This window comes from Bradyrhizobium sp. CCBAU 051011 (assembly GCF_009930815.1).
Lineage (GTDB): Bacteria > Pseudomonadota > Alphaproteobacteria > Rhizobiales > Xanthobacteraceae > Bradyrhizobium.
On record NZ_CP022222.1, the window covers coordinates 361,948 to 382,744 of the forward strand.

The 20,797-nt window shown below is 65.0% G+C and carries 18 protein-coding genes; 9 read left to right on the forward strand and 9 right to left on the reverse strand.

Features of this window, described 5'->3' with window-relative positions:
* The first annotated feature begins 37 nt into the window (after window positions 1–37).
* Window positions 38–973, forward strand: a complete 936-nt coding sequence (locus tag ACH79_RS01750; protein WP_161849476.1) for a DMT family transporter — start codon at window positions 38–40, stop codon at window positions 971–973.
* Here the strand turns inward: ACH79_RS01750 and ACH79_RS01755 are convergent.
* The 4 genes from ACH79_RS01755 to ACH79_RS01770 all read right to left on the reverse strand — a co-directional run bounded on the left by ACH79_RS01755 (window position 955) and on the right by ACH79_RS01770 (window position 6,472).
* Window positions 955–1,392: a hypothetical protein gene (locus ACH79_RS01755; protein ID WP_161849477.1), complete on the reverse strand. Its 438-nt coding sequence runs from the start codon at window positions 1,390–1,392 to the stop codon at window positions 955–957. The two genes, ACH79_RS01750 and ACH79_RS01755, sit on opposite strands and share 19 nt — an antisense overlap.
* A gap of 26 nt (window positions 1,393–1,418) precedes the next feature.
* Window positions 1,419–3,221, reverse strand: a complete 1,803-nt coding sequence (locus ACH79_RS01760; protein ID WP_161849478.1) for an ABC transporter ATP-binding protein — start codon at window positions 3,219–3,221, stop codon at window positions 1,419–1,421.
* A 334-nt stretch (window positions 3,222–3,555) separates the two neighbouring features.
* Window positions 3,556–5,139, reverse strand: a complete 1,584-nt coding sequence (locus tag ACH79_RS01765; protein WP_161849479.1) for a DHA2 family efflux MFS transporter permease subunit — start codon at window positions 5,137–5,139, stop codon at window positions 3,556–3,558.
* 49 nt (window positions 5,140–5,188) lie between these two features.
* Complete coding sequence (locus tag ACH79_RS01770) at window positions 5,189–6,472, reverse strand: HlyD family secretion protein (RefSeq protein ID WP_161849480.1); 1,284 nt, start codon at window positions 6,470–6,472, stop codon at window positions 5,189–5,191.
* A gap of 179 nt (window positions 6,473–6,651) precedes the next feature.
* On the opposite strand from ACH79_RS01770, the gene ACH79_RS01775 reads away from it, so the two are divergent.
* Window positions 6,652–7,293 carry a TetR/AcrR family transcriptional regulator gene (locus ACH79_RS01775; protein ID WP_161849481.1) on the forward strand — a complete coding sequence of 214 codons (642 nt, stop codon included), beginning with the start codon at window positions 6,652–6,654 and terminating at the stop codon, window positions 7,291–7,293.
* Window positions 7,294–7,894: 601 nt separating this feature from the next.
* On the opposite strand, the gene ACH79_RS01780 is transcribed toward ACH79_RS01775, so the two are convergent.
* A complete protein-coding gene (locus tag ACH79_RS01780) occupies window positions 7,895–9,028 on the reverse strand; it encodes a mandelate racemase/muconate lactonizing enzyme family protein (protein WP_161849482.1) in 1,134 nt (377 codons plus the stop codon).
* 209 nt (window positions 9,029–9,237) lie between these two features.
* Between ACH79_RS01780 and ACH79_RS01785 the strand changes: the two genes are divergently transcribed.
* The 4 genes from ACH79_RS01785 to ACH79_RS01800 are packed head-to-tail and all read left to right on the forward strand — an operon-like array spanning window position 9,238 to window position 13,914.
* The gene (locus ACH79_RS01785) at window positions 9,238–9,591 is read left to right on the forward strand and encodes a KTSC domain-containing protein (RefSeq protein WP_246738388.1); all 354 of its coding nucleotides are present in this window, start codon (window positions 9,238–9,240) and stop codon (window positions 9,589–9,591) included.
* 59 nt (window positions 9,592–9,650) lie between these two features.
* Window positions 9,651–10,307, forward strand: coding sequence for a TetR/AcrR family transcriptional regulator (locus tag ACH79_RS01790; RefSeq protein WP_161849483.1), 657 nt, complete (start codon window positions 9,651–9,653; stop codon window positions 10,305–10,307).
* Window positions 10,304–12,994: a molybdopterin-dependent oxidoreductase gene (locus ACH79_RS01795; protein WP_161849484.1), complete on the forward strand. Its 2,691-nt coding sequence runs from the start codon at window positions 10,304–10,306 to the stop codon at window positions 12,992–12,994. Before ACH79_RS01790 ends, ACH79_RS01795 begins: the two co-directional genes overlap by 4 nt.
* The gene (locus ACH79_RS01800) at window positions 12,991–13,914 is read left to right on the forward strand and encodes a xanthine dehydrogenase family protein subunit M (protein WP_161849485.1); all 924 of its coding nucleotides are present in this window, start codon (window positions 12,991–12,993) and stop codon (window positions 13,912–13,914) included. Before ACH79_RS01795 ends, ACH79_RS01800 begins: the two co-directional genes overlap by 4 nt.
* 83 nt (window positions 13,915–13,997) lie before the next feature.
* Here ACH79_RS01800 and ACH79_RS42825 read toward each other — a convergent pair whose 3' ends face one another.
* The 3 genes from ACH79_RS42825 to ACH79_RS01810 all read right to left on the reverse strand — a co-directional run bounded on the left by ACH79_RS42825 (window position 13,998) and on the right by ACH79_RS01810 (window position 16,795).
* Window positions 13,998–14,183 (reverse strand): hypothetical protein, encoded by a 186-nt coding sequence (locus tag ACH79_RS42825; RefSeq protein WP_202639163.1) that lies wholly within the window; start codon window positions 14,181–14,183, stop codon window positions 13,998–14,000.
* A gap of 164 nt (window positions 14,184–14,347) precedes the next feature.
* Window positions 14,348–15,592 (reverse strand): extensin family protein, encoded by a 1,245-nt coding sequence (locus ACH79_RS01805; protein ID WP_161849486.1) that lies wholly within the window; start codon window positions 15,590–15,592, stop codon window positions 14,348–14,350.
* A gap of 357 nt (window positions 15,593–15,949) precedes the next feature.
* A complete protein-coding gene (locus ACH79_RS01810) occupies window positions 15,950–16,795 on the reverse strand; it encodes a DUF2147 domain-containing protein (RefSeq protein WP_161849487.1) in 846 nt (281 codons plus the stop codon).
* 189 nt (window positions 16,796–16,984) lie between these two features.
* On the opposite strand from ACH79_RS01810, the gene ACH79_RS01815 reads away from it, so the two are divergent.
* The 3 genes from ACH79_RS01815 to ACH79_RS01825 all read left to right on the forward strand — a co-directional run bounded on the left by ACH79_RS01815 (window position 16,985) and on the right by ACH79_RS01825 (window position 19,966).
* The gene (locus ACH79_RS01815; protein ID WP_161849488.1) at window positions 16,985–17,710 is read left to right on the forward strand and encodes a DUF2147 domain-containing protein; all 726 of its coding nucleotides are present in this window, start codon (window positions 16,985–16,987) and stop codon (window positions 17,708–17,710) included.
* A gap of 278 nt (window positions 17,711–17,988) precedes the next feature.
* Window positions 17,989–18,312 (forward strand): hypothetical protein, encoded by a 324-nt coding sequence (locus tag ACH79_RS01820; RefSeq protein WP_246738389.1) that lies wholly within the window; start codon window positions 17,989–17,991, stop codon window positions 18,310–18,312.
* Between the two features lie 163 nt (window positions 18,313–18,475).
* The gene (locus ACH79_RS01825; RefSeq protein WP_161849489.1) at window positions 18,476–19,966 is read left to right on the forward strand and encodes a FecR domain-containing protein; all 1,491 of its coding nucleotides are present in this window, start codon (window positions 18,476–18,478) and stop codon (window positions 19,964–19,966) included.
* A gap of 12 nt (window positions 19,967–19,978) precedes the next feature.
* Here ACH79_RS01825 and ACH79_RS01830 read toward each other — a convergent pair whose 3' ends face one another.
* A complete protein-coding gene (locus tag ACH79_RS01830; RefSeq protein WP_246738390.1) occupies window positions 19,979–20,683 on the reverse strand; it encodes an NUDIX hydrolase in 705 nt (234 codons plus the stop codon).
* Between the last annotated feature and the right edge of the window lie 114 nt (window positions 20,684–20,797).

The window sequence follows — 20,797 nt, forward strand, 5'->3', positions numbered from 1 at the left end:
TGTACGCTCACCGGCAAAGCGGCTAACCAATCGCGTCATGAGCTCCCCTGCTTCGCGCGAGCGTCTCGGCCTGGTGCTGGGCTTCATCGGCATGGCGATCTTCGGCGGCACGCTGCCGGCGACGCGGATCGCCGTTGCGGAAATTGATCCGATTGCACTGACCTCGCTGCGCACCGCGATCGCCGGGCTGTGCTCGCTGGTGCTCCTCCTGGCATTGCGTCGTCCCTTGCCACCCCGTGCGCTGTGGGGGCAACTGGTCATTGCGATGCTATGCGTCGCCGTCCTGTTTCCACTCCTGATGTCGCTCGGGATGCAGACAGTCGACGCTTCGCATGGCGGAGTGGTGCTCGGGATTTTGCCGATCGCCACCGCGCTCGTCGCCGTCGCCATCACCCACGAACGGCCGAGGCCGCTGTTCTGGATCGCTTCCCTCGCGGGCGCCGCGCTGGTGATCGCGTTTTCGCTGCGCGAAGGCGGCGGCGCATTCTCGACCGGAGATCTGCTGCTGTTCGCCGCCGTGGCCGTCTCCGCCATCGGCTATGCGTTCTCCGGTCGGCTCACGTCGCACATGCCGGGCTGGGAAGTCATAAGCTGGATTCTCGTGATCGGCCTGCCGCTCTCGATCCCCGCCGCAGCGCTGACCCTGCCGCATGATGTCGGCCAGATTGCCCTGAAGCCCTGGCTTGGCTTGCTCTATGTCGCGCTGTTCTCGCAATGGATCGGGTTCTTTGCGTGGAACGCCGGCCTCGCAATGGGCGGCATCGCGCGGGTGTCGCAGATCCAGTTGCTGCAGCCCTTCGTCACCTTTGCGCTGGCCGCGTTCTTCAACGACGAAACCATCACGCTGCAGATCCTGCTGTTTGCCGCCGCCGTGGTGGTGACGGTCGCGATCTCGACGCGCACGCGCGGCGGGGCCGCCACGCCCGCACCGCCGCAGCGAGACCGCGAGCCGCCTCAGCTCGTGGCGTCCTGATCCCTGAGCACCGGATGATCTGCCATCAGTTCGGCGCGGCTTTTCTCTGAATGGATAGCCCGAAGCAGCACGCGCGCGGTCTTCAGATGCTCGACCTTCACGCATAGCCGGATGATCTGGCCGAGCGAGGCGTCACGCATGGCGTCATCGGAGATTTTCGTGGCGATTTCGAGCGTGCATTTGATCGCTGCCTGATATCGCGCGGCATCGACGGCCCGATCCTTCTCGGCATGGCGGCCACCGGCCGCCATTTTTTCCGCGATGGCCCCGGCCACAGCGCAGATGTCGCGGATCCTGTGCGCCGCGGCGATATCGTCCAGCGGCTCGTCGCCGGCAACTTCCCAGATGTCCGGCTGCGGATCTTTTCGAAACCAGCCCATCGCACGAGCCCTCTCGATGCCGGAAATATATTCCGGCATCGAGCGGCTCCGCAACAGCGGGCCTCCTACTCGGCCGCCGTGATGCGGCCGAACTCGGTGGCCTGCAGCTCGAACAGGCCGCGATAGATGCCGCCGGGGCGCGTCGTCAGCACGGCATGGGTGCCCTGCTCGACGATCTCGCCGCGGTCGAACACCAGGATGCGGTCGAGGCTGCGCACCGTCGACAGCCGGTGCGCAATCACGATCGAGGTGCGGCCCTTCATCAGCCGCTCCATCGCCTGCTGGATCAAGCCTTCCGATTCCGAATCGAGGCTCGAGGTCGCCTCGTCCAGGATCAGGACCGGCGCGTCCGCCAGGAACGCGCGCGCCAGCGCGACGCGCTGCCGCTCGCCGCCCGACAGCTTGACCCCGCGCTCGCCGACCAGCGTGCCGTAGCCTTTCGGCAGCCGCAGGATGAACTCATGCGCATTGGCGAGCCGCGCCGCCTGCTCGATCGCCGCCATGCTGGCGCCCGGCCTGCCATAGGCGATGTTCTCGGCCAGCGTGCGGTGAAACAGGATCGGCTCCTGCTGCACGATCGCGATCTGGCTGCGCAGCGAATGCTGCGTCGCCAGCGCGATGTCCTGACCGTCGATCAGGATCTTGCCGCCGCTGACGTCGTAGAGCCGCTGCACCAGCTTGACGAAGGTGGTCTTGCCGGAGCCGGAGCGGCCGACCAGACCGACCCGCTCGCCCGCGCGAATCTCCACCGACAGGCCGTCATACAGCGGTGCGCGATGGCCGCCGTAATGGAACGTCACGTCGTCGAACACGATGCGGCCGCCCTGGATGTCGATCGGCTTCGCATCCGGCGCATCGGCAATGCCGATCGGCTCGTCATGGATCGCAACCAGCTCCTCCATGTCGTTGACCGAACGTTGCAGATTGTTGATGTGCATGCCGACGTCCCGCAGGTAAGCGTGAATGATATAGTAGCTGGTCAGCACATAGGTGACGTCGCCCGGCGTGGCGCGGCCGGCAATCCACAGCAGGATCGCCCCGCCGATCACGGAGGCGCGGAAGCACAGCAGCACCGCGAGCTGCGCCGTGCTCGTGTAGTTGTAGCGATACCATGTCCTGCGCACGCGCGTGCGCCACCGGCTGACGACGCCGGCCAGCCGCGCGTCCTCGCGCGCTTCCGCGCCGAAGGATTTTACCACCGCATTGCAGGTCAGGGCGTCTGCCAGCGTGCCGCCAACCTTGGTGTCCCAGGCGTTGGAGACGCGCGCGGCTGGCGCGATATAGTTCACCGAGAAAGCCATCGTCATCGAGACATAGATCACGGTGCCGACCGCAATCACCGCGCCGAGCACCGGCCAGTGCAACCCAAGCAGGATCATCGAGCCGACCAGCACCAATAGCGAAGGCATCAGCGCCATCAAGATGGTGTCGTTCAACAGATCGAGCGCCCACATGCCGCGCGTGATCTTGCGCACGGTCGAACCGGCAAACGAGTTGGCGTGCCAGTCGGTCGAGAAGCGCTGCACGCGCGCGAAAGCGTCGCGCGACACGTCCGACATCGTCTTCAGCGTGAACGGCACGATCGCCTGCAGACCGGTCAGCCGCAGGATCATCGACATAAGGCCCAGCGCGACGATACCGCCGAATGCGACGAACGCAGCATGCCGCGCCGCCGGATCGGAGGTGCCCAGCGTCAGCGCATCGACCAGACGGCCGGAGAAGATCGGCATGAACAGGTCGGCCGCGGTCGCGCCGAGCAGTCCGCCGGAGACCACGGCGGCGCGGCCGGGCTGCTGCAGCCAGTGGCGGAACACGAACGGAATCACCACACGTATAGCGGCGGGACGCTTGTCTTGATGAACGGTCATGGCGTCATCCGGCTGCGCGCAAGGCACACGCCGGCTCCATCTGAAATGACGGCGCGACGGCCAGAGGCCAGACGCATGCGTCGTTGAAAACTGTCGTTAAGTCGTTGGGAAGCCTGGAAAGATCGGGCGTCAGTCCCGATCAGGGCCGGCGGAGATCGCGCTCAGCAACGCGACCGAAAAACCAGCACGGGCATCGGACGCGAGGACGCGATCTGCGAATACATCGAAATCATGCAAATCTCCCCGGTGCGAGCGACAATGCCGCTGCTTATAAATGCATCACGGGTGATTTGCAACATGACAAGCGCGTGATCGCGCGTGGTTGCATCTTCGCTCAATGCGCGTCGCCGCCGATCACCGTGGCGGAAGGCTTCTTGAGCGTGAGCACGAGCAGGCTCAGGCCGAAATAGAACACGGTGAGCATGAAGAAGGCGTCGCCATAGCCCATGACCACGGCCTGGCGGTGCACGATCTGCGACAATTGCTTCATCGCCATCAGCGCGGCATCGCCCATGCCCTGCAGGCGCTGGGTGAACATGTTGAGCGTCTCGACCGCGGTGGCATTGCCCCAGGTGACGCGGTCGTGCAGGCGGGCGATGTGCAGGTCGGTACGCTCGTTCAGCACCTGGTTGATGACGGCCAGGCCCACCGCCCCGCCGAGGTTGCGCGTCAGGTTGAAGAGGCCGGAAGCGTTCTTCACCCGCTCCGGCGCCAGCGTGCCGAGCGCGATCGTATTGGTCGGCACCATCGCCAGCATGATGCCGGCGCCGCGCAAAATCTGCGGCAGCAGCAATTCGTAGAAATCATATTCCTTGGTGATCCAGGTCATCTGGTAGGAGCCGAGCGCGAACAGCACCAGGCCGATCGCGATCAGATAGCGCATGTCGTACTTCGCCATCAGCCGCCCGACGATCGGCGCGGTGAGGAACATGGCGACGCCGGAGACGAACATGGTCTCGCCGATCATCAGCGGGCTGTAGCCGCGCACTTCGGCGAGATAGCGCGGATACATGTAGGTGAGGCCGTAAAGCCCGATTCCGACGCAGAACGAGATCAGGCAGCCGACGCCGAAATTGCGGTCGGTGAAGGTCCTGATATCGACGATCGGCTCGCGCGCGGTCAGCACGCGCCAGAAAAAGGCGATGGCCGAGACCGCGCAGATCGCCGCACACACCGCCACCGAGGTGTCTTCCAGCCATTGCGACTGCGGCCCCTCCTCCAGCACATATTCGAGCGTGCCGAGGAAGCCCGCCATGAACAACAGGCCCCACCAGTCGAAATGATCGAGCAGCGCAAAATTGGGCCGGTCGAAATCGCACAGCATCCACACGCCGATGGTGATTCCGATGCCGGGAACGATGTTGATGAAGAAAAGCCAGTGCCACGACATCATGTCGGTAATTATTCCGCCGACCGTCGGTCCGATGGTCGGCGCCAGCGTGGCGACCAGCCCGATGATCGGGCCGACGATGTGAAACTTGGAGCGCGGAAACACCGTGTAGGCGGATGCAAACACGGTGGGGATCATGCCTGCGCCCAAAAATCCCTGGATCGCGCGCCACAGGATCATCTGCTCGATGGTCGAGGCGAAGCCGCAGAAGAAGCTTGCGACGGTGAAGCCGGAAGCGGAAATCGCAAACAACAGACGCGTGCCGAAGGCGCGCGACAGGAAGCCGGAGAGCGGGATCGCGATCACCTCGGCGATCAAATACGAGGTCTGCACCCACGATACTTCGCTGGAGCTGGCGGAAAGCCCCGCCTGAATCTGCTGCAGCGACGCCGAGACGATCTGGATGTCCAGGATCGACATGAACATCCCGAACACCATGATGAGAAACGCGAACAGCCGCCGCGGCGGGACATGGTCATCGGCCGCGGCGTTTATCATCGAAGGCGATGCGGTGCTGGCGTCAGCCATGGTCAACTCGGAATACGCCGGGCGCTTCGCCCAGGGCTTTTAAGAAGAATTAGTTCGGTTGAACCGTCCCGGGCGCGTCGAGGTCCGCTTCGCTGTCGGCGTCGGGCGCGCCCTCGCGGGTGTCGACGGTGGTGTAGACCGACATGCCGGCGCGCAGCAGGTTCTGCCTGGCGACCTCCTTCGGCACGCGAATGCGAACCGGCAGCCGCTGCACGATCTTGGTGAAATTCCCGGTGGCATTGTCCGGCGGCAGCAGCGTGAACACCGATCCCGCAGCGGGCGAAATGCTGTCGACGACGCCGGCGAACTTGCGATGACCATAGGCGTCGACCGAGATCTTCACCGGCTGGCCGGGACGGATGCGCTTGAGCTGGGTTTCCTTGTAGTTGGCGTCGATGAAGACGTCATTGAGCGGCACGATATTGGCGAGCCGCTGCCCGGCCTGGATGAAATCGCCGGCATTGACCAAACGATTGGAAAAAGTGCCGTCGACAGGCGCGCGCACCGCGGTGAAGGCAAGGTCGCGCTCGGCCTTGGCAAGCTGGGTCTGCAATTCCGCAAGCTGCGCGCGGGCCTCGGCCTGCTGCGCTTTCGTCACCTCGACATTGTCGCGTGCGGCGTCATGGGCCGCCTGCGCCGACCTCACCGCAGCGACGCCCTGATCGCGGCTGGCTTCTGAGACCTCGAAAGCGGCGCGCGAGGCAAACCCCTTGGTGCTCAGCGTCTGCTGGCGATCGAAGTCGAGACCGGCCCGCTTCATCGCGGCTTCCGCGGAAGCGAGCTGCGCCTTGGTCTGCTCAACGGCGCTTTCGAGCGCGGTGACCTGACGGCCGATGCGGTCGATGACGGCCTCTTGCGTTGCGATCTTGCTGCGCGCGGCTTCCACCGCGATGCGATAGTCGCCGTCGTCGATCCTGAAAATCACGTCGCCGGCGCGAACCAGCGAATTGTCGCGCGGCAGGATCGCCGCGACATGGCCTGAGACTCGGGCGCCGAGCGTGGTGTTGTTGGCGCGAACATAGGCATCGTCGGTCGAGACATAGAAGCGGCCGACGAGAACGTAGTAGACGCCGTAACCGGCGGCCGCGAGCGCGAGCAAGCCGAGCACGCCCATCATGACGAACTTGCGCTTGCCTGGTTTCGCCGGTGCCGCGGCGGCGCCGGCGGGCGACTCAACCGGCTGTTCCGTTACCGGCGCGCCGGGCGCATCCGCAGAGCGGCGCCTTGCCTCTTCCGCAGCAAGGCGCAGCTGAGCCGCGACGTCGGCTTCATCCTCCGCCGTTTCAGGTCCGGTGCGAACAACGCGCGCGGCCTGATCTCTCGCTCCGGCCATCACCGAGCCTCCCCATAAGAACGCGCAGCACCAGCGAAGCTTCGCGCCGGCACCATCGGGACAAAATGTAGCCTTGACCGAACGGTTCGGTCAACATAACCATTCAGGAGTAGACCATAAAGCGAAGGCATCTGCCGGCCTGCATCACGGGTTGAATTCTTTCGCGAGAAGATAAACCAATGGTTGCACCCACATCAAACTCCATTCACCCCTTGGGCGAGGAGGATAGCGCCAAGCGCCGCCAGATTTTGGATGGCGCGCGAAAGGTGTTCATGGATCTGGGCTTTGATGGGGCGAGCATGAACGAGATCGCCCGCGCTGCCGGGGTTTCCAAGGGCACGCTTTACGTCTACTTCGCCGACAAGAGCCGGCTGTTCGAAGCCATCCTCGAGGACGAAGCGCTCGAAAAGGGCAAGATCGCCTACAATCTCGACCCCAAACGCGATGTCGAGACCACCCTGCGGGAATTCGGCCAGACCTATATCGGTTCGATATGCCGCCCGGGCGGCGGATCGTCGATCCGCACAGTCATGGCGATCGCCGAGCGGATGCCGGATGTGGGGCGCCAGTTCTACGCGAACGTGCTGGCGAAGACGATCAACCGTCTCGCCGATTATCTGCAGGCGCATGTCCGGCCGAACGATCTGGCGATCGACGACTGCCAGCTTGCCGCCGCGCAGTTCCTGCAGATGTGCCAGGCGACGCTGTTTCTGCCGTTCGTGTTCCAAGCCGAGCCCGCGCCATCGGCGGAGCGCATCGCGCGCGTCGTCGACAGCGCGACGCGGATGTTTTTGGCGACGTATCGGGCGAAGCGGGCGTAAGCCGCCCGCCCCTTCCTGACGCCAGCTAGTTTAGAACCTGTACGTTGCGCTACCCAGCACGGTGCGACCGATCCCGAAGAAGCAGTCGCCACGGGCGAGGCACGTAGTGACATGGCGCTTGTCGGCAAGAGTTGCTGGCGTTGACCTGAAAGCGCCACGGCCCGGTTTTCGTAGCGAATCATGGCGTCGAACAGCGTGTAATCAGGCGTGCGGATTTTGTCGGCGCCGTCCCAGGACTCGCCGATGTAGCGCACGCCGCCGCCGACGGTCACGCCCCGACGTCGTTCGCTTCCTGACGACCAACCTCAACGAAGAGAAGGCCGCCAATACCAAGCTCAACACGGTCGCGCTTCGCAAAGGCGTCAACAAGAAAGCCCTGGCCTAGGAACCAAAGTTCGGATCGACAGTTGTCTTGGCCCCCGGGAGGGCAGGATTATGTCTGTTAAGAGCGCACTTTTCTGGCTGACTGGCGTGCCGCTATCGATCATTCTCCTGCTCGCACTTTTCCTGCATCCCGGCTGACGCGCTCGCTCACGAACGCGTCGCACCGGAATTTCCAGGACGGCGCCATATGCCCGTTAACGGGCAAACGGCCCTCACGTCACCTCACCGCAAATCGCATCAGCGCGTCGCGGTCGATCTCGATGCCGAGCCCGGCCCCATCCGGTACGGCAACGAGGCCGCCCGAATGTTCGATCGGCCGGGTGAGGATCGCCTGGCGAATCGGGTGCTCGGTGCGGTCGAATTCCAGGATCGGCTCGAGCGGCGCCAGCGACCGCGGCGTGTGCGACGGCAGGACGGCAAGGAGCTGCAGCGATGCGGCGATCGCAACCCCCGTCCCCCAGCCGTGCGGGTTGTACCTGATACCGAACGCCTCGGCCATGTCGGCAATCTTCTTGCATTCGGAAAGCCCGCCCGCCGCGCAGGTATCGGGCTGGATGATGTCCATCGCGCGTGACACCAGCACATCGCGGAAGCCGAACCGCGTGAATTCGCATTCGCCGCCGGCGACCGGAATCGAGATCGCGGCTTTCACCTCGCGGTACCCTGCGAGATCCTCCGGCGGCACCGGCTCCTCGAACCATCCGATGTCATAGCGCTCGATCATCCGGCCGAGACGGATCGCAGCCGTCGCATCATAGGCATGGTTGGCGTCGACCATCAGCGCAATGCCGGGCCCGATCGCCTCCCGCACGGCGCGCGTCACCGCGGCATCTTCCTCCACGCCGAAGCCGACTTTCAGCTTCACCGCCTTGAATCCTTCGGCGACGTAGCCCGCCGCCTCATCCGGCAGATAGCGCAGCGGATCGCCGGATTTGCGCCGGTAGAGTCCCGTCGCATAGGCCTGCACCTGGCTTCGGCTCGCACCTCCGAGCAATTGGTGGACGGGAACGCCGAAAAATTTTCCCTTGATATCCCAGAGCGCGATATCGATTCCGCTCAGCGCCTCGATGACCACGCCTTTCTGGCCGTGGTCGCGCAGCGCGGAATAGACTTTTCGCCACAGAAAATCGGTTCGCAGCGGATCCTCGCCGACCAATAGCGGCGTCACGCTTTCGACCGCCGCTGCGGTGATCCGCGCCGGCCCGTAGCATTCGCCCCAGCCGGTCAGGCCGTCACTGGTCTCGACTTCGACTACCATTGCGGCGCGCGTGTCATACCAGGCGCGGGAGTAGGCAAAGGGCTGCGAGAGGGCCGCTTCAAGGACGCGGGCGCGAACGCTCCTGATTTTCATGACCTGGCTCTCCCTCGCGGGATTTTGGATGCAGCCCGCTTGAACGCAACGATAGGCGGATCGGCCGAGGACGAAAACCCCCGGTGACGCAACGGTCTCGCTTCCACATATGCGCCGGCGGGATCGCGACAGCGCCAGCACCCGGCGCTTGTTGTCTCGCCGGTCAGGGTGCAGACTTCTGCGTCCCCGATGCCGGTGCCGGAAACGAAGTGACCCGTCTCGCTTTCATGCTCGCGCTGCTTTTCACCGCGCCCTGGGAGGAAGCGGAGATCATTGACGTCAAGGACCGCGGCCCGGTCGATCTTGCGCCATTCACCTGTCAGGACGTCACCCGCAGCAGTGTCATCAGCCGAGTGTGCTACGATACCGAGAGCCGGCGCATGCTTATCCAGCGCCACGCGGCCTACCACCAATATTGCGATGTGCCGAAGGACACGATTGATGCGCTGCTGAATGCGCCATCGATGGGTCAGTACTTCAATGCCAACATCAAGGCGGCCGCCGGCCACGACGGCAACGTGCCGTACGACTGCCGGATACACAAAGCGCCGTCATATCAGTGAGATCGCATCCTCGCGCCGGCGTGATTTGACATTTCGTCTTCTTTTGTCAAGTTCGTCAAATGGGCCCGCGTACCCGCATTCTCGACGCCGCGATGCTGGTGTTCCGCCGGCACGGCTTCCGCCGTTCGTCGATCGAGCAGGCGGCGGAGGCCGCCGGCCTGACGCGGCAGGCGCTCTACCACCACTTCAAATCCAAGGAAGCCCTGTTCCGCGCCGTCATCGAGCGGCTGCATGAGGACGCGCTCGCCGCCGAGATCGCGGCGGCCAGCGCTGCGGAAAAAGCCGGCGGCAGCCTTGCCGACATTCTCGTCGCGTCCGTCACCGCCAAGCTGGGGCAACTCGCCGCTTCGCTCGACGGCTCGCCCCATGTCGAAGAACTCTTTTCCGAACATCTCGTCCAGGCGCGCGACCTCTACCAGAAATACACGGCAGCCTATGCGGAGCAGCTTGCGGCGACGATTGTGCGCGTCTGCCGCAAGCAGGATCTCACCCTCAGCCCCGGCATGACGCCGCGCGATCTGGCGCGCTGTGTCGAGATGGCGGTCAACGGCACCAAGGCCGCCTACCCGGCGCTGCAGCCGGCCGGCGCCCTCCTGAAGGATCTCGAAATCATGCTGCGCACGCTGATCGCCGGCGCCCTCAGCCCGACGAAACCGCGCACGGCTCAACCAAAGCCAGCGAAGAAATCCGCCCGCAAACCTGGAGATCGCAAATGAGCACCATGACGATCAACGGCAAGCTCGCTTCCCTTCCCGACGATCCAGATGCGCTGCTGGTCGATGTCGTGCGCGACGCGCTCGACCTCACCGGCACCAAGCTCGTCTGCGGTGCCGGCGTCTGCGGCGCCTGCACGGTGCTGGTGGACGGTGAGCCCGCCGTGAGCTGCCTGATGCCGGCTCGATCAGCCGCGGATCGGAACGTGACCACGGTCGAGGGCATCGGCGCAGCAAAATTGCATCCGGTGCAGAAGGCCTTCATGGCACACGACGCCCTGCAATGCGGCTTCTGCACGCCGGGCTTCATCGTCGAGGCTGCTTCGTTTCACGATTCCTGGCGCGCGGCGAAGGGAACGGCGGTGCCCTCGCGCGAGGAAATCGGCGCGGCGCTATCGGGCCATCTTTGCCGCTGCGGCGCCTATGACGGCATCTTTCGTGCGGTGGCCGACGCCTGTGCCGGCCGCTTCGACGGCAACGACATCCTGCCGCCGCGCATGGAGGCACGCGACAAGGTCACGGGATCGGCGAAGTATACCGTCGACATCCAGCATGATGGCCAGCTCGAAGGCGTGATCCTGCGCTCGCCATTCGCACATGCGCGGATTGGCGAACTCGATCTCGCGCCCGCGCGCGCGATGCCGGGCGTCAGCGCCGCGATCCCGCTGCTCGGCGACGATCGCATCGTTCGCTATGTCGGCGAACCCATCGCAGCCGTCGCTGCCATCGATCGCAAGACGGCGCTCGCCGCCATCGCCGCGATCAAGGTCGTCAGCGAGCGCCTGCCCTCCACGATCGGACTCGATGAAGCGCGCAGGGCCGACGCGCCCGTCGTATTCGAAAAATCCGCGCGCAAGAAGGCCGGCAACGTCTCCGAAGGAGGCGGTGCGCCCGCCTCATGGAAAGGCAATGTCCGCGGACCGTCGGCGGCCTTCTCGAAGAAGCCGAGAAAGGTACGAAGCTGGGTCGACGGTGCGCGCGCGGCGAACAATCCATTGCTGGTGGAAGGCACCTTCCGCACCGGCACGCAACAGCATGCCTGCCTGGAGCCGCATGCGGCGGTGGCGCGCTTCGACGGCGACCGGCTCACCGTGCATGTGTCGACGCAGGCGGTGTTTCACGTGATGGAGCTGATCGCCAAGCGTTACAAGCTCGACCACGACAAGGTGCGCGTGATTGCCGACCATGTCGGCGGCGGCTTTGGTTCAAAGGCTGCGCTGGGCGTGGAAACGACCACCGCGATCGAACTGGCGCGCGAGGCCAGGGCGCCGGTGCGCGTCGCCTATGACCGGCACGAAGAGCTTTCGGTCACCGGCTATCGGCCGGCGACGGAAATGAAGATCGCGCTGCTGCCGTCCGAGCAGGGCGAATTGAAAGCGTTGTCGTTCACCGCGCATGCCGACACCGGCGCCGCGACCAATTCGACCATCGCCGCCCTCGCCCGCCTGATCTATCCGGCGGAAGCAAAAGAGCTCGCCGATTTCGACGTCATCAGCAATTTGCCGGCCGGCGCTCCCTTCCGCGGTCCTGGCGGCCCGCCGATGGCGTTTGCGCTGGAACAGGCAATCGACGAAGCGGCACTACGCATGAACGTCGATCCGATCGCGCTGCGCAAGCGCTGGGATCCCGATCCCAACCGCCAGCGACTCTATGATTGGGCCTCAAGCCTGGAGGTCTGGCGCAACCGCAAACCGCTCGCCGCGCAAAGCGGTCGTCATCGTCGCGGTGTCGGCGTCGCCACCGGTTACTGGCTTTATCTGTGGCAGCCCGGCTCGAAGGTCGAGGTGGCGGTGAAGGGCGGACGCCTGATCGCCAGCACCGCGACGCAGGATATCGGCACCGGCACCCGCACGGTGATCGCCAATACGCTCGCGCGCGAGTTCGGGCTGGAGCCGCATGAGGTCGAGGTCCGGATCGGCGATTCAAAACTGCCGGAAGGGCCGGGCTCCGGCGGCAGCCGGGTCACGGCGTCGGTGATCCCGCCGATGCTGCTTGCGATCGAGCAGTTGAAAGCCGCGATCCAGCAAAGCACAAAACGGCAGCCGGTCCCCGGCTCGAACGCGCCATGGCGCGAAATGCTCGCTTCATCGCCCGACCTCAGCGTTTCCAGCGTGCGGCCGGAAGACAGCAGGCCGACGGTGCCGGGCGTCCAGTCGCCGCTGAAGCAGGCCGGCTTCTTGGGCTGGATCTTCGGCTGGATGATGCGGCGCTTTTCCAACCTTGCGATCGGCGCGGGCGTGCCGAGTTCGGTGCAGGTCGTCGAGGTCGAAGTCGATACCTGGCTCGGCCATGTCCGCGTCGTCAAGGTTCACACCGGCATTGCGGTCGGCAAAATCGTGGCGCCGGCACTGGCGCACAGCCAGGCGGCCGGCGCTGTCATTCAAGGCATCGGCTACGCGCTTTATGAAGCACGCGAAGTCGATTCCCGCACCGGCGACGTGCTCAGCGGCGGCATGGAGGACTATCGCATTCCCGGGATCGCGGACACGCCCATCATCGACGTGCATTTCGACCAGGGTGGTTTCGATCACGTGCTCGGCGGCAGCGTCGGTATCGGCGAGGTCGCCACCGTGCCGACCTCGCCGGCGGTCGCCAACGCGATTCAAAATGCCACCGGCGTTCGGCTGACCGAAACGCCGATTCGTCCCGACCGTCTCGTCGCCGCACTCAAAGGGAGGGCCGCCGCATGACACCGATAGCCTCGACCGCCGCGCAAGCGGGCGAATTCCGCGCTGCCGGCACCGACCTCTCCGAGCGGCGCCGCAGCGGCGTCTCGACGGGACCCTTGATCGACATTTCAGCCGCGCCCGATACGATCGGAATGCATTGGAACGCCGACGGCAGTGTGCGCCTCGGCGCCTTCACCACCATTGCCGCCATCGCCGCCGACGCGCGCCTCGCTGCGGCCTATCCGGGCATCGCGGCCTCCGCGCAAGGCCTGGCGACGCCGCAGATCCGCCACCTCGCCACCCTCGGGGGCAATCTCGCGCAACGTTCGCGCTGCTGGTATTTTCGAAATCCGCATATCGCCTGCCTGAAGAAAGGCGGGGCGGATTGTCCGGCGCGATCGGGCAATCATCTCTATCACGTCGTCTTCGATCTCGGCCCTTGCGTGGCGCCGCATCCTTCGACGATGGCGACGGCGCTGCTTGCCTATGAGGCAAAGGTGACGACCGACCAGAGAAGTTCGCTGACGATCGGCGACCTCCTCGGCGACGGCTCCAACGGCACCGCCGACAATGCGCTGCAGCCGGGCGAGATGATCAAGAGCATCGAGCTTCCCGTCCCGCTGCAAGGCGAGCGCGCCCTGTACAAGCGCGCGATCAGCCGCACCCATGCCGAATGGCCGCTGGTCGAGATCTGCGCCCGCGCCGTGGTCAAGGACGGCACGTTCCAGTTCGTCCGCCTCGCCGCCGGCGGCATCGCCCCGGTGCCGCTACGGCTCGCGGCTGCGGAAGCGGCATTGCAGGGCAAGCCGGCCAACGCAGGGACCATCGCCGGCGCGGCCGAACAGGCGATTGCAGGCGCAAAGCCGCTGCCGATGACGGGCTACAAGCTCGATCTCTTGAAGGGCGTGGTGAGGGATTTGCTGGAACGGCTGGCGGCTTAAGTTCGTAGGATGGGTCGAGCGAAGCGATACCCATCAACGCACGAGCGATGGGTATCGCTTCGCTCGCCCCGTCCTGCAAGCCGCTACTTGCCGGCAGGCAGCTTGACCGGGATGTGGCGGGAGGTGCTTACCACGCGCGGGCTCCCGTCGGGGTTGCTGTGGCTCTTGATCGTTTCCAGGATCAAAATGAATTTTTCGGCAAGCATGTGCGTCGCCTCAATGGATGGTTGCTCTTTCCATTGGTCCGCGGCAATCGCCAGGAAATTCAATCAACTATTCGAGAGCGCGCCTTGCCGAGGTGATCGCTGGTCGGATCTCGTGATTTGTAGGATTGGCTGAGCTCTTGCGAACCTATCACCTCGCGAACGGAATCGATGGGTACCGCTTCGCTCCACCCATCCTACGCGTCTAATCCGCTACGAAGCCAAGAACGCTAATGATCCTCGAACTCGTCTTCCTCGTTGACCTTGCTTCTGCCCCCGAACCATCGCGAGATCGACTTCTTGGCTCCGAGCGACCCCGTCGGATAGGGCTCGCGTGAAGCATAGGGGTTACGCTGGGCGCGCGCGGCGACCTGTTCGCCCGACACCGCGGCCGGCTGGCAGATGGTGCGGCGCGAGGCGCGGCGCATCAGGTCGACGTGGATGTGATCCTCGTGGTGGGAGTTGGAGCCGGGCGCCAGCACGGTGTTGAACTGCTGACAGGCGCTTGCCTGCACGTCGCGCAAAAAGCCCTGCTCTTCCGGCATGCCGCGCCAACCGCCCTTGACCGTGATGCGGCGGCCGTCGGCGAGCGTGAAGGCCGCGATGTCGAGCGCGTTGCCGAACGCGTGCTCGGAAATATGAGCATGCGGATTGCCGTTCATGCCGCGGCAGGAATAGGCGGAGATCTGCTTGATCTCGACGACGCGCGCGCCGAGCCAGCGCATCGCCGCCGGCTGCACGGAATCGGTGAGCCAGCGGTCGAGCGCGGAGACGATCGGACACGCCAGCGTCGCCGCCGGCTTCATCGAGACCTGGCCGAAGGCGCTGACCGAATTACCTTGCGCGGGCCCGAGCCGCGGCGCGGCCGGTGATGGCGGATAGGATGGCGGCGAATACGGTGCAACAGACGGCGCGGTATAACGGCCCTGGGACGGATAGGAAGGCGGCGCCGCATAGCCGCCGCCGCGCGATGACGGCGCGCCTTCCGGCGGCAGATCGATGTCATCCTGCTGCGAGGCAACGCCCGGCGCGGAGAGCGAGATCGGCCCGTTCGACGGTGCCGCATAGTTCGGCTGGCGCGGCGCCGGTTCCGGATAGCTGCTGCCCGGATAATTTCCCGAATAGCTCTGCTGGGGCGGAGCTGCCGCCGGCGCACGGTTGATCGGCCAGCGCGGCTGATTGCCGATATTGCCCGGAGGCCGCAGGCTTTCGTCGGCAAAACCGAACGAGGTTATGTTTTCGCCGAGCGCCGCCACTTTCAGCGGGTATTCCGCACCGCACACGCCGGGACCGGAAATCGGGTCGATCCGGACCACTTCCGCGCTCTCCTTGACCGCGCCGGACTTCAGACAAGCGACTTCGGCCTCGGTACGCCACGGTTCGCGCTCGGCGGACTGAAAAAATCCGCGGCCACAACCCGCTAGCGAGACGAGGACGAAGGAGCCGACGAGATACAAACGAACTCCGCGCGTCATCGCCGCGCACGTTCAACTAATTTATTTAAAGACTCTTCAACATGTTGTTTTTACAAATTTTTTACCATGTTTATCGGCCGTTCGGCCGTGGCAAGCCCCTGGATGGACAGCAACGCTGACTTTTTTGGGCCGGGAACGCTTTGCTAACCTAAAGTGTTACTTGCGGGCACGACGTGAACCCAGGGAGCTTTCCCAATGGATTTCGTAAGTCCTCTCGTTAGCAGACTTGGCGTTGTAACAGCGTATGTTGCATTCGCTTTCGTCGCCGCGATTGTGCTTGGCGTTTTCTAGAACTACCCGTCCAGACAAGTGGACCCGAACGCCCGGTGACGCCGTCACCGGGCGTTTTCGTGGGCGCTACGAGCGCGGCGGCGCGGCGGACACCATCATCAGGCTGTCGGCGCGGCGCATGACGCGGCTCCAGTTGTTGCCGGAGCAGTAGAAGCGGAGAAACGCGCAGGCCTCGACGCGAAGCGTGTTGATCCCCTTCATCGACATCGTGCCGTAATAGGTCTCGCGACTGTCCTGGCTGTAGACGCTGCCGGTCCATTGCCGCTCGGTCTTCGGCTTCATGTTGACCAGGATTGCCTCGCCCTTCTCGGACGATGCACTGAGCGCGTAGCCGCACAGCGCGTCGCCGCATTTTGCGATCCGCACCGTTCCCTTGCCTTCGGTCTGCCAGTCGCCGATCGGCGAATCCGATGGCTCTTCCTCCGGCTGATGCGCGACGCGTTCAACCTGTTGCGCCGGCTGCGCGGTCTCGACCGGCTTCGCAACCGGCGGAGGCGGCGGCAATGGAATCGAAACCTGCTGAGCCGGCGGGGGAGCTGGCGGAGATGGCGGTGATGCTTCGACGATCTGGGTCGTTGATTCCGCCGTGGTGTAGACGGCCGGTGGCGCGGTGACGATGGTCTTGGACGGCGGCGTGGGCGGTGGCGGCGCGGGTGGCGAAACCGTCTGTGGCACAGGCGGCACGGGCTTCGCCGGCACCACGCCCACATCGCGATCGTCGCCATAGCGGTCGCGCCTGTGACGCCAGTTGAGGCTTCGGGAGACCGACGTCGAGGCGCACGACGCTGAGCGGCAATGCCTGGAGGATTCGATGTACACCCGGTGGCCACCGATGCTGAATGAAATCGAGCGGCCGGCGTGGGCCGAAGAACTGAGCAGCATCAGCACGGCGAGAAAACAAAACCATTTCATCGAAGCCTCCCGCGGGTGATCGCGGAAAAACTAGTCGCGGGGGACTTCAACGGGATGTGATTTGAATCACCGAGCCAACCTGCCGCTTCCAGGAGTCATGTGACGTACCGCACAGAACGTGCCCTCGCTCCCGCATAGGGTCTGCCCACGTTCACCGCCAGCGCTCACAGGCCGCTCAGGGAGGCCCTCATGAAGAAGCTCTACATCCTCGCCGCATTGTTGATGGCCACCACCTCGGCGCAGGCCGGCGGCATTACCTTCCAGGTCAACGGCGAGCGCATTCGCGTCGACGCGCCGCGCAACTGCAACGCCCTTTCCTGCATCAAGATCACCGCGCCCGGCTATAACGGCACGCTCGGCAATATCGACCTCAAGGGCATGGGCTCGAAGAGCAAGGACGACGATGACGTCGTGACGGCTGCGCCGGCGAAACCGGCGGCACCGGCTCCGGTTCAGGCGACTGCGCCGCAGCCCCCGGCTCCCGCTGCTGCGCCCGCACCTGCACAAGCAACCGTCGCGGCCGCTACCCCGGCACAAGCCGACGTCGCGCCGCCCGCTCCGCCCCCGCCCCCCGCACCGGTCGCTGCCGCGCCTGCACCGCAGCCGGCTCCCGTGGCCGCCGCGTCCGATCCGAACTCGCCGGTCGGCGTCTGGGCGACGGAAGAGAACAAGGGCAACGTGCGTATCGAGGAATGCGGCGCCAATATATGCGGCTATTCCGTCAACACCGGCGCAAGGATTCTGATCAACATGAAGCCACAGGGCAACAAATGGACCGGCCGGATACATGACCCCGACAGCGGCCGCAATTACGACTCGACGATCGCCCTGAAGGGCACCAACACGCTCAAGGTCCAGGGCTGCGCCTTCGGCGGCATGTTCTGCGGCGGCCAGACCTGGAAGCGCGTGAGCTGACTACCTCTTCCTGAAACTTCTTCTCCCTTCCTCCCTGAGACTTGGGCCCCGTGAGATTTCACGGGGCCCTCTTTATGTACGCTGTCGCGGATGGTTGAGCGTTCGTTAAGATGCTGCGCGACGAAACAAATCGCCTCCGCGACGAAATACTCTTCTTATCCCGACGAAAAAATCCCGAAACCGGGGCCACGTAGTTCTCCTCTCCAACGAGGCGCCACTTTCGGCGCGCAACTCGGTAGCGCGTTCTGCGCTGACACCATCCACAAGGGGGACATTCGATGGCTTTCACCGGTTCGACCATGCGCAATTGCAAGATGCTGATCGCGACCACGTTTGCGCTTGGCCTGCTGACCACGGCCGCCAACGCCTACACGCAGGAGCAGGAGCAGATGTGCACCGGCGATGCCATGCGGCTCTGCTCTTCCGAAATTCCCGATGTCGAGCGCGTCACCGCCTGCATGGTCCAGAAGCGCGCGCAGCTCAGCGATGGCTGCAAGGCCGTCTTCCGTTACGTGCCACCGGCCACCGCGACGCCCGTGAACTACGCGCCCACGGCAAAGCCTTCCAAGCCGCTCAACCTGACCTCGGTCAAGCGCGGCTGAATCATCCTCAGACGCCACGTCACAGCGCCACGCCCGCATACGCCGGGCGTGGCGTTGATCGTTTGCGGCGACAACAAGCGGCCATGTTCATCCCGCATTCAGCCCGGCCGCGCTGAAATCGCGGCCCCGCCGCCTGCCGTCTCCCGCCCACGGAAATATCCTGATGCCGCGCCATCTTTCCTTCGCGCTTGTGCTGCTGGCCGGCAGCACGATGATCGGCGCGACGGACGCTTTCGCGGCTGCTTCCGAACCGACGCAACTGGCGCAGGCTCAGACCGATCCTTCGCAGTCCGCTTCACCGGCGACACCGGCGCCCGATGCGTCCGCGCCCGCCACCGATGCGCAGGTGCCGGAGGAGCCGATCGGCAACGTCGCCACCGTGACCGGCAGCGCCAGCGTGATCCGCAACGACGCCACCACGCCGCTCAAGGTCAAGGACGACATCTACCTCAACGATATCGTGCAAACCGGCGCCAATGCGGCGCTCGGCATCACCTTCATCGACAACACCACTTTCAATCTCAGGGCCAACACCAAAATCACCATCGACAATTACGTCTATGAAGACGGCGGCAAGAGCAACGCGGCGATCTTCGACGTCGCCAAGGGTACCGCGGCATTCGTCGCCGCGTCGGTTGCGAAAACCGGCGACATGAAGATCACGACGCCAACGGCGACGCTTGGCATTCGCGGCACCACCGGTCTGGTCGAGGTGCCGGAGGGTGCTGCCGCCAACAAGCCGAACAATGTCGCGGTCAAGCTCTATCCCGACGCTGACGGGCGGGTCGGCCGCATTGAGGTCAATGACCGCGCCGGCGCGCGGCTCGGCTTTCTGACGCAGGGCGCGAGCGGCTTCACCATCCGCCCCGGCGCGGGCGGCGTGCGTTTTGCAGCGGTGCCGCTGGTTATTCCGCAAGCCGCGATGCTGCGCGACCAGGGCTTTGTGCGGCAGCTTCACTCGACGCAGAATCTCGGCCGGCAAGTCGTGTTCCAGCAGCGCGAATTCCGCCGCGCCAATCCCGGTTTCCTCAATCCGAACCGCCCGATCCGGCAGCTTCAGCCTGGCCGGCAGCGGCCGAATGGTCTGCCCGGACAAGTCAGGCCCGGACAGCAGCAGCCCGGTCAGTTGAACCGTCCCGGACAGCAACAACCCGGTCAGATCAGGCAGAACGGCCTGCCCGGACAACCCGGTCAACCGCCACTGCCGGCCGTGCCGAACCAGGGACAGCAGCCGCCTGGCCAGCTCAATCGTCCCGGACAGCCGCAAGCGCCGGGTCAATTGAACCGGCCCGGTCAGCAGCAGCCGGGCGCGCCGAACCGCCAGGGACAGCAGCAGCCACCTTCGCCGACACGGCCGGGCCTGCCGCCACGCGCAGGCCAGCAACAGCCGGCTTCGCCCAATCAACCGGGCCTGCCGCCCCGCGTCGGACAACCCACATCGCCGGGTGCTCCACCGGCCGGTTTGCCGCCACGCGTCGGACAACCGCAACAACCCTATGCGCCCGCGCAGCCCGGTGCGCCGCAGGGACGACCGCTGCCGAACCGGTTCGGCATTCCCGGACTGCAGCGTCCGCCCGGTGTTCAAGGTGCGCCCGCCGCGCCGCGACGGCCCGCGCCGCAACGGGGCAAACCGCCGCCGAGGGACCTGCGCTAGGGAAAGATTGAGTCAGGCCGCGCGCCGCAGCCAGTCCCGGACTCTCTCAAAGAAGTTTCTGAGCGACTGCTGTCGCGTTCGCATCTCGGCCGCGTCGACGGCCACCGGCTCTATCTCCGGAGCAAATGACGATGTGACAGCGGGCTGCGCTTCTTCAACGGATGCAGTGGCGGTCGCGTCCATCACCTCCGTCACCTCGTCCGGCTGCACAAGCTGCGGCGAGGGTTGATCGGGCAGCGGCGACGCAAGCGTGGGAGTGACCGCGGGAGGCACTGTCACGCCAGTCCGTCTCGTCCGGCGCTTTTCCGGCACCGGTTGTTTGACCCGCGCTTTGCGGGCATGCGCGGCCGCGGAGAGCGCAATCGGGCCTACATTTTCCAGAAACGCGCGCTCGTAACCACGCGAGAGCCGGTCGACGGCGTCGCCAAGCGGCAGCCAGTCCACGGCCCTCACATCCCGCATCAGCTCGTGAACCGCGTCACCGCGCGCTTCCATGCGCCAGTAATGCACGACCTTGGAGCCGCCGCGGGATTCGTAGACCAGCGTGCCCAAGAATTCGTGCACGGAAACGTCGTGCCCGGTTTCTTCCATCACCTCGCGTTCGGCCGCCGCGCGCGGCGTCTCGCCGTCGTCAAGCTTGCCCTTGGGCAGGACCCACTCATTGCGCTTGCGCAGGCGCACTACGGCGACCAGCGGCGTCTTCGCCTGCCGCAGCACAATACCTCCCGCCGCTAGCACAGGCGTTCGCGCCATCTCTCTCTTCCCGTGTTATCGCACCTAGCGAATCCGGTGCGACCGCGAGCTTATAAAGACATGAGCGCTGAGAATCGA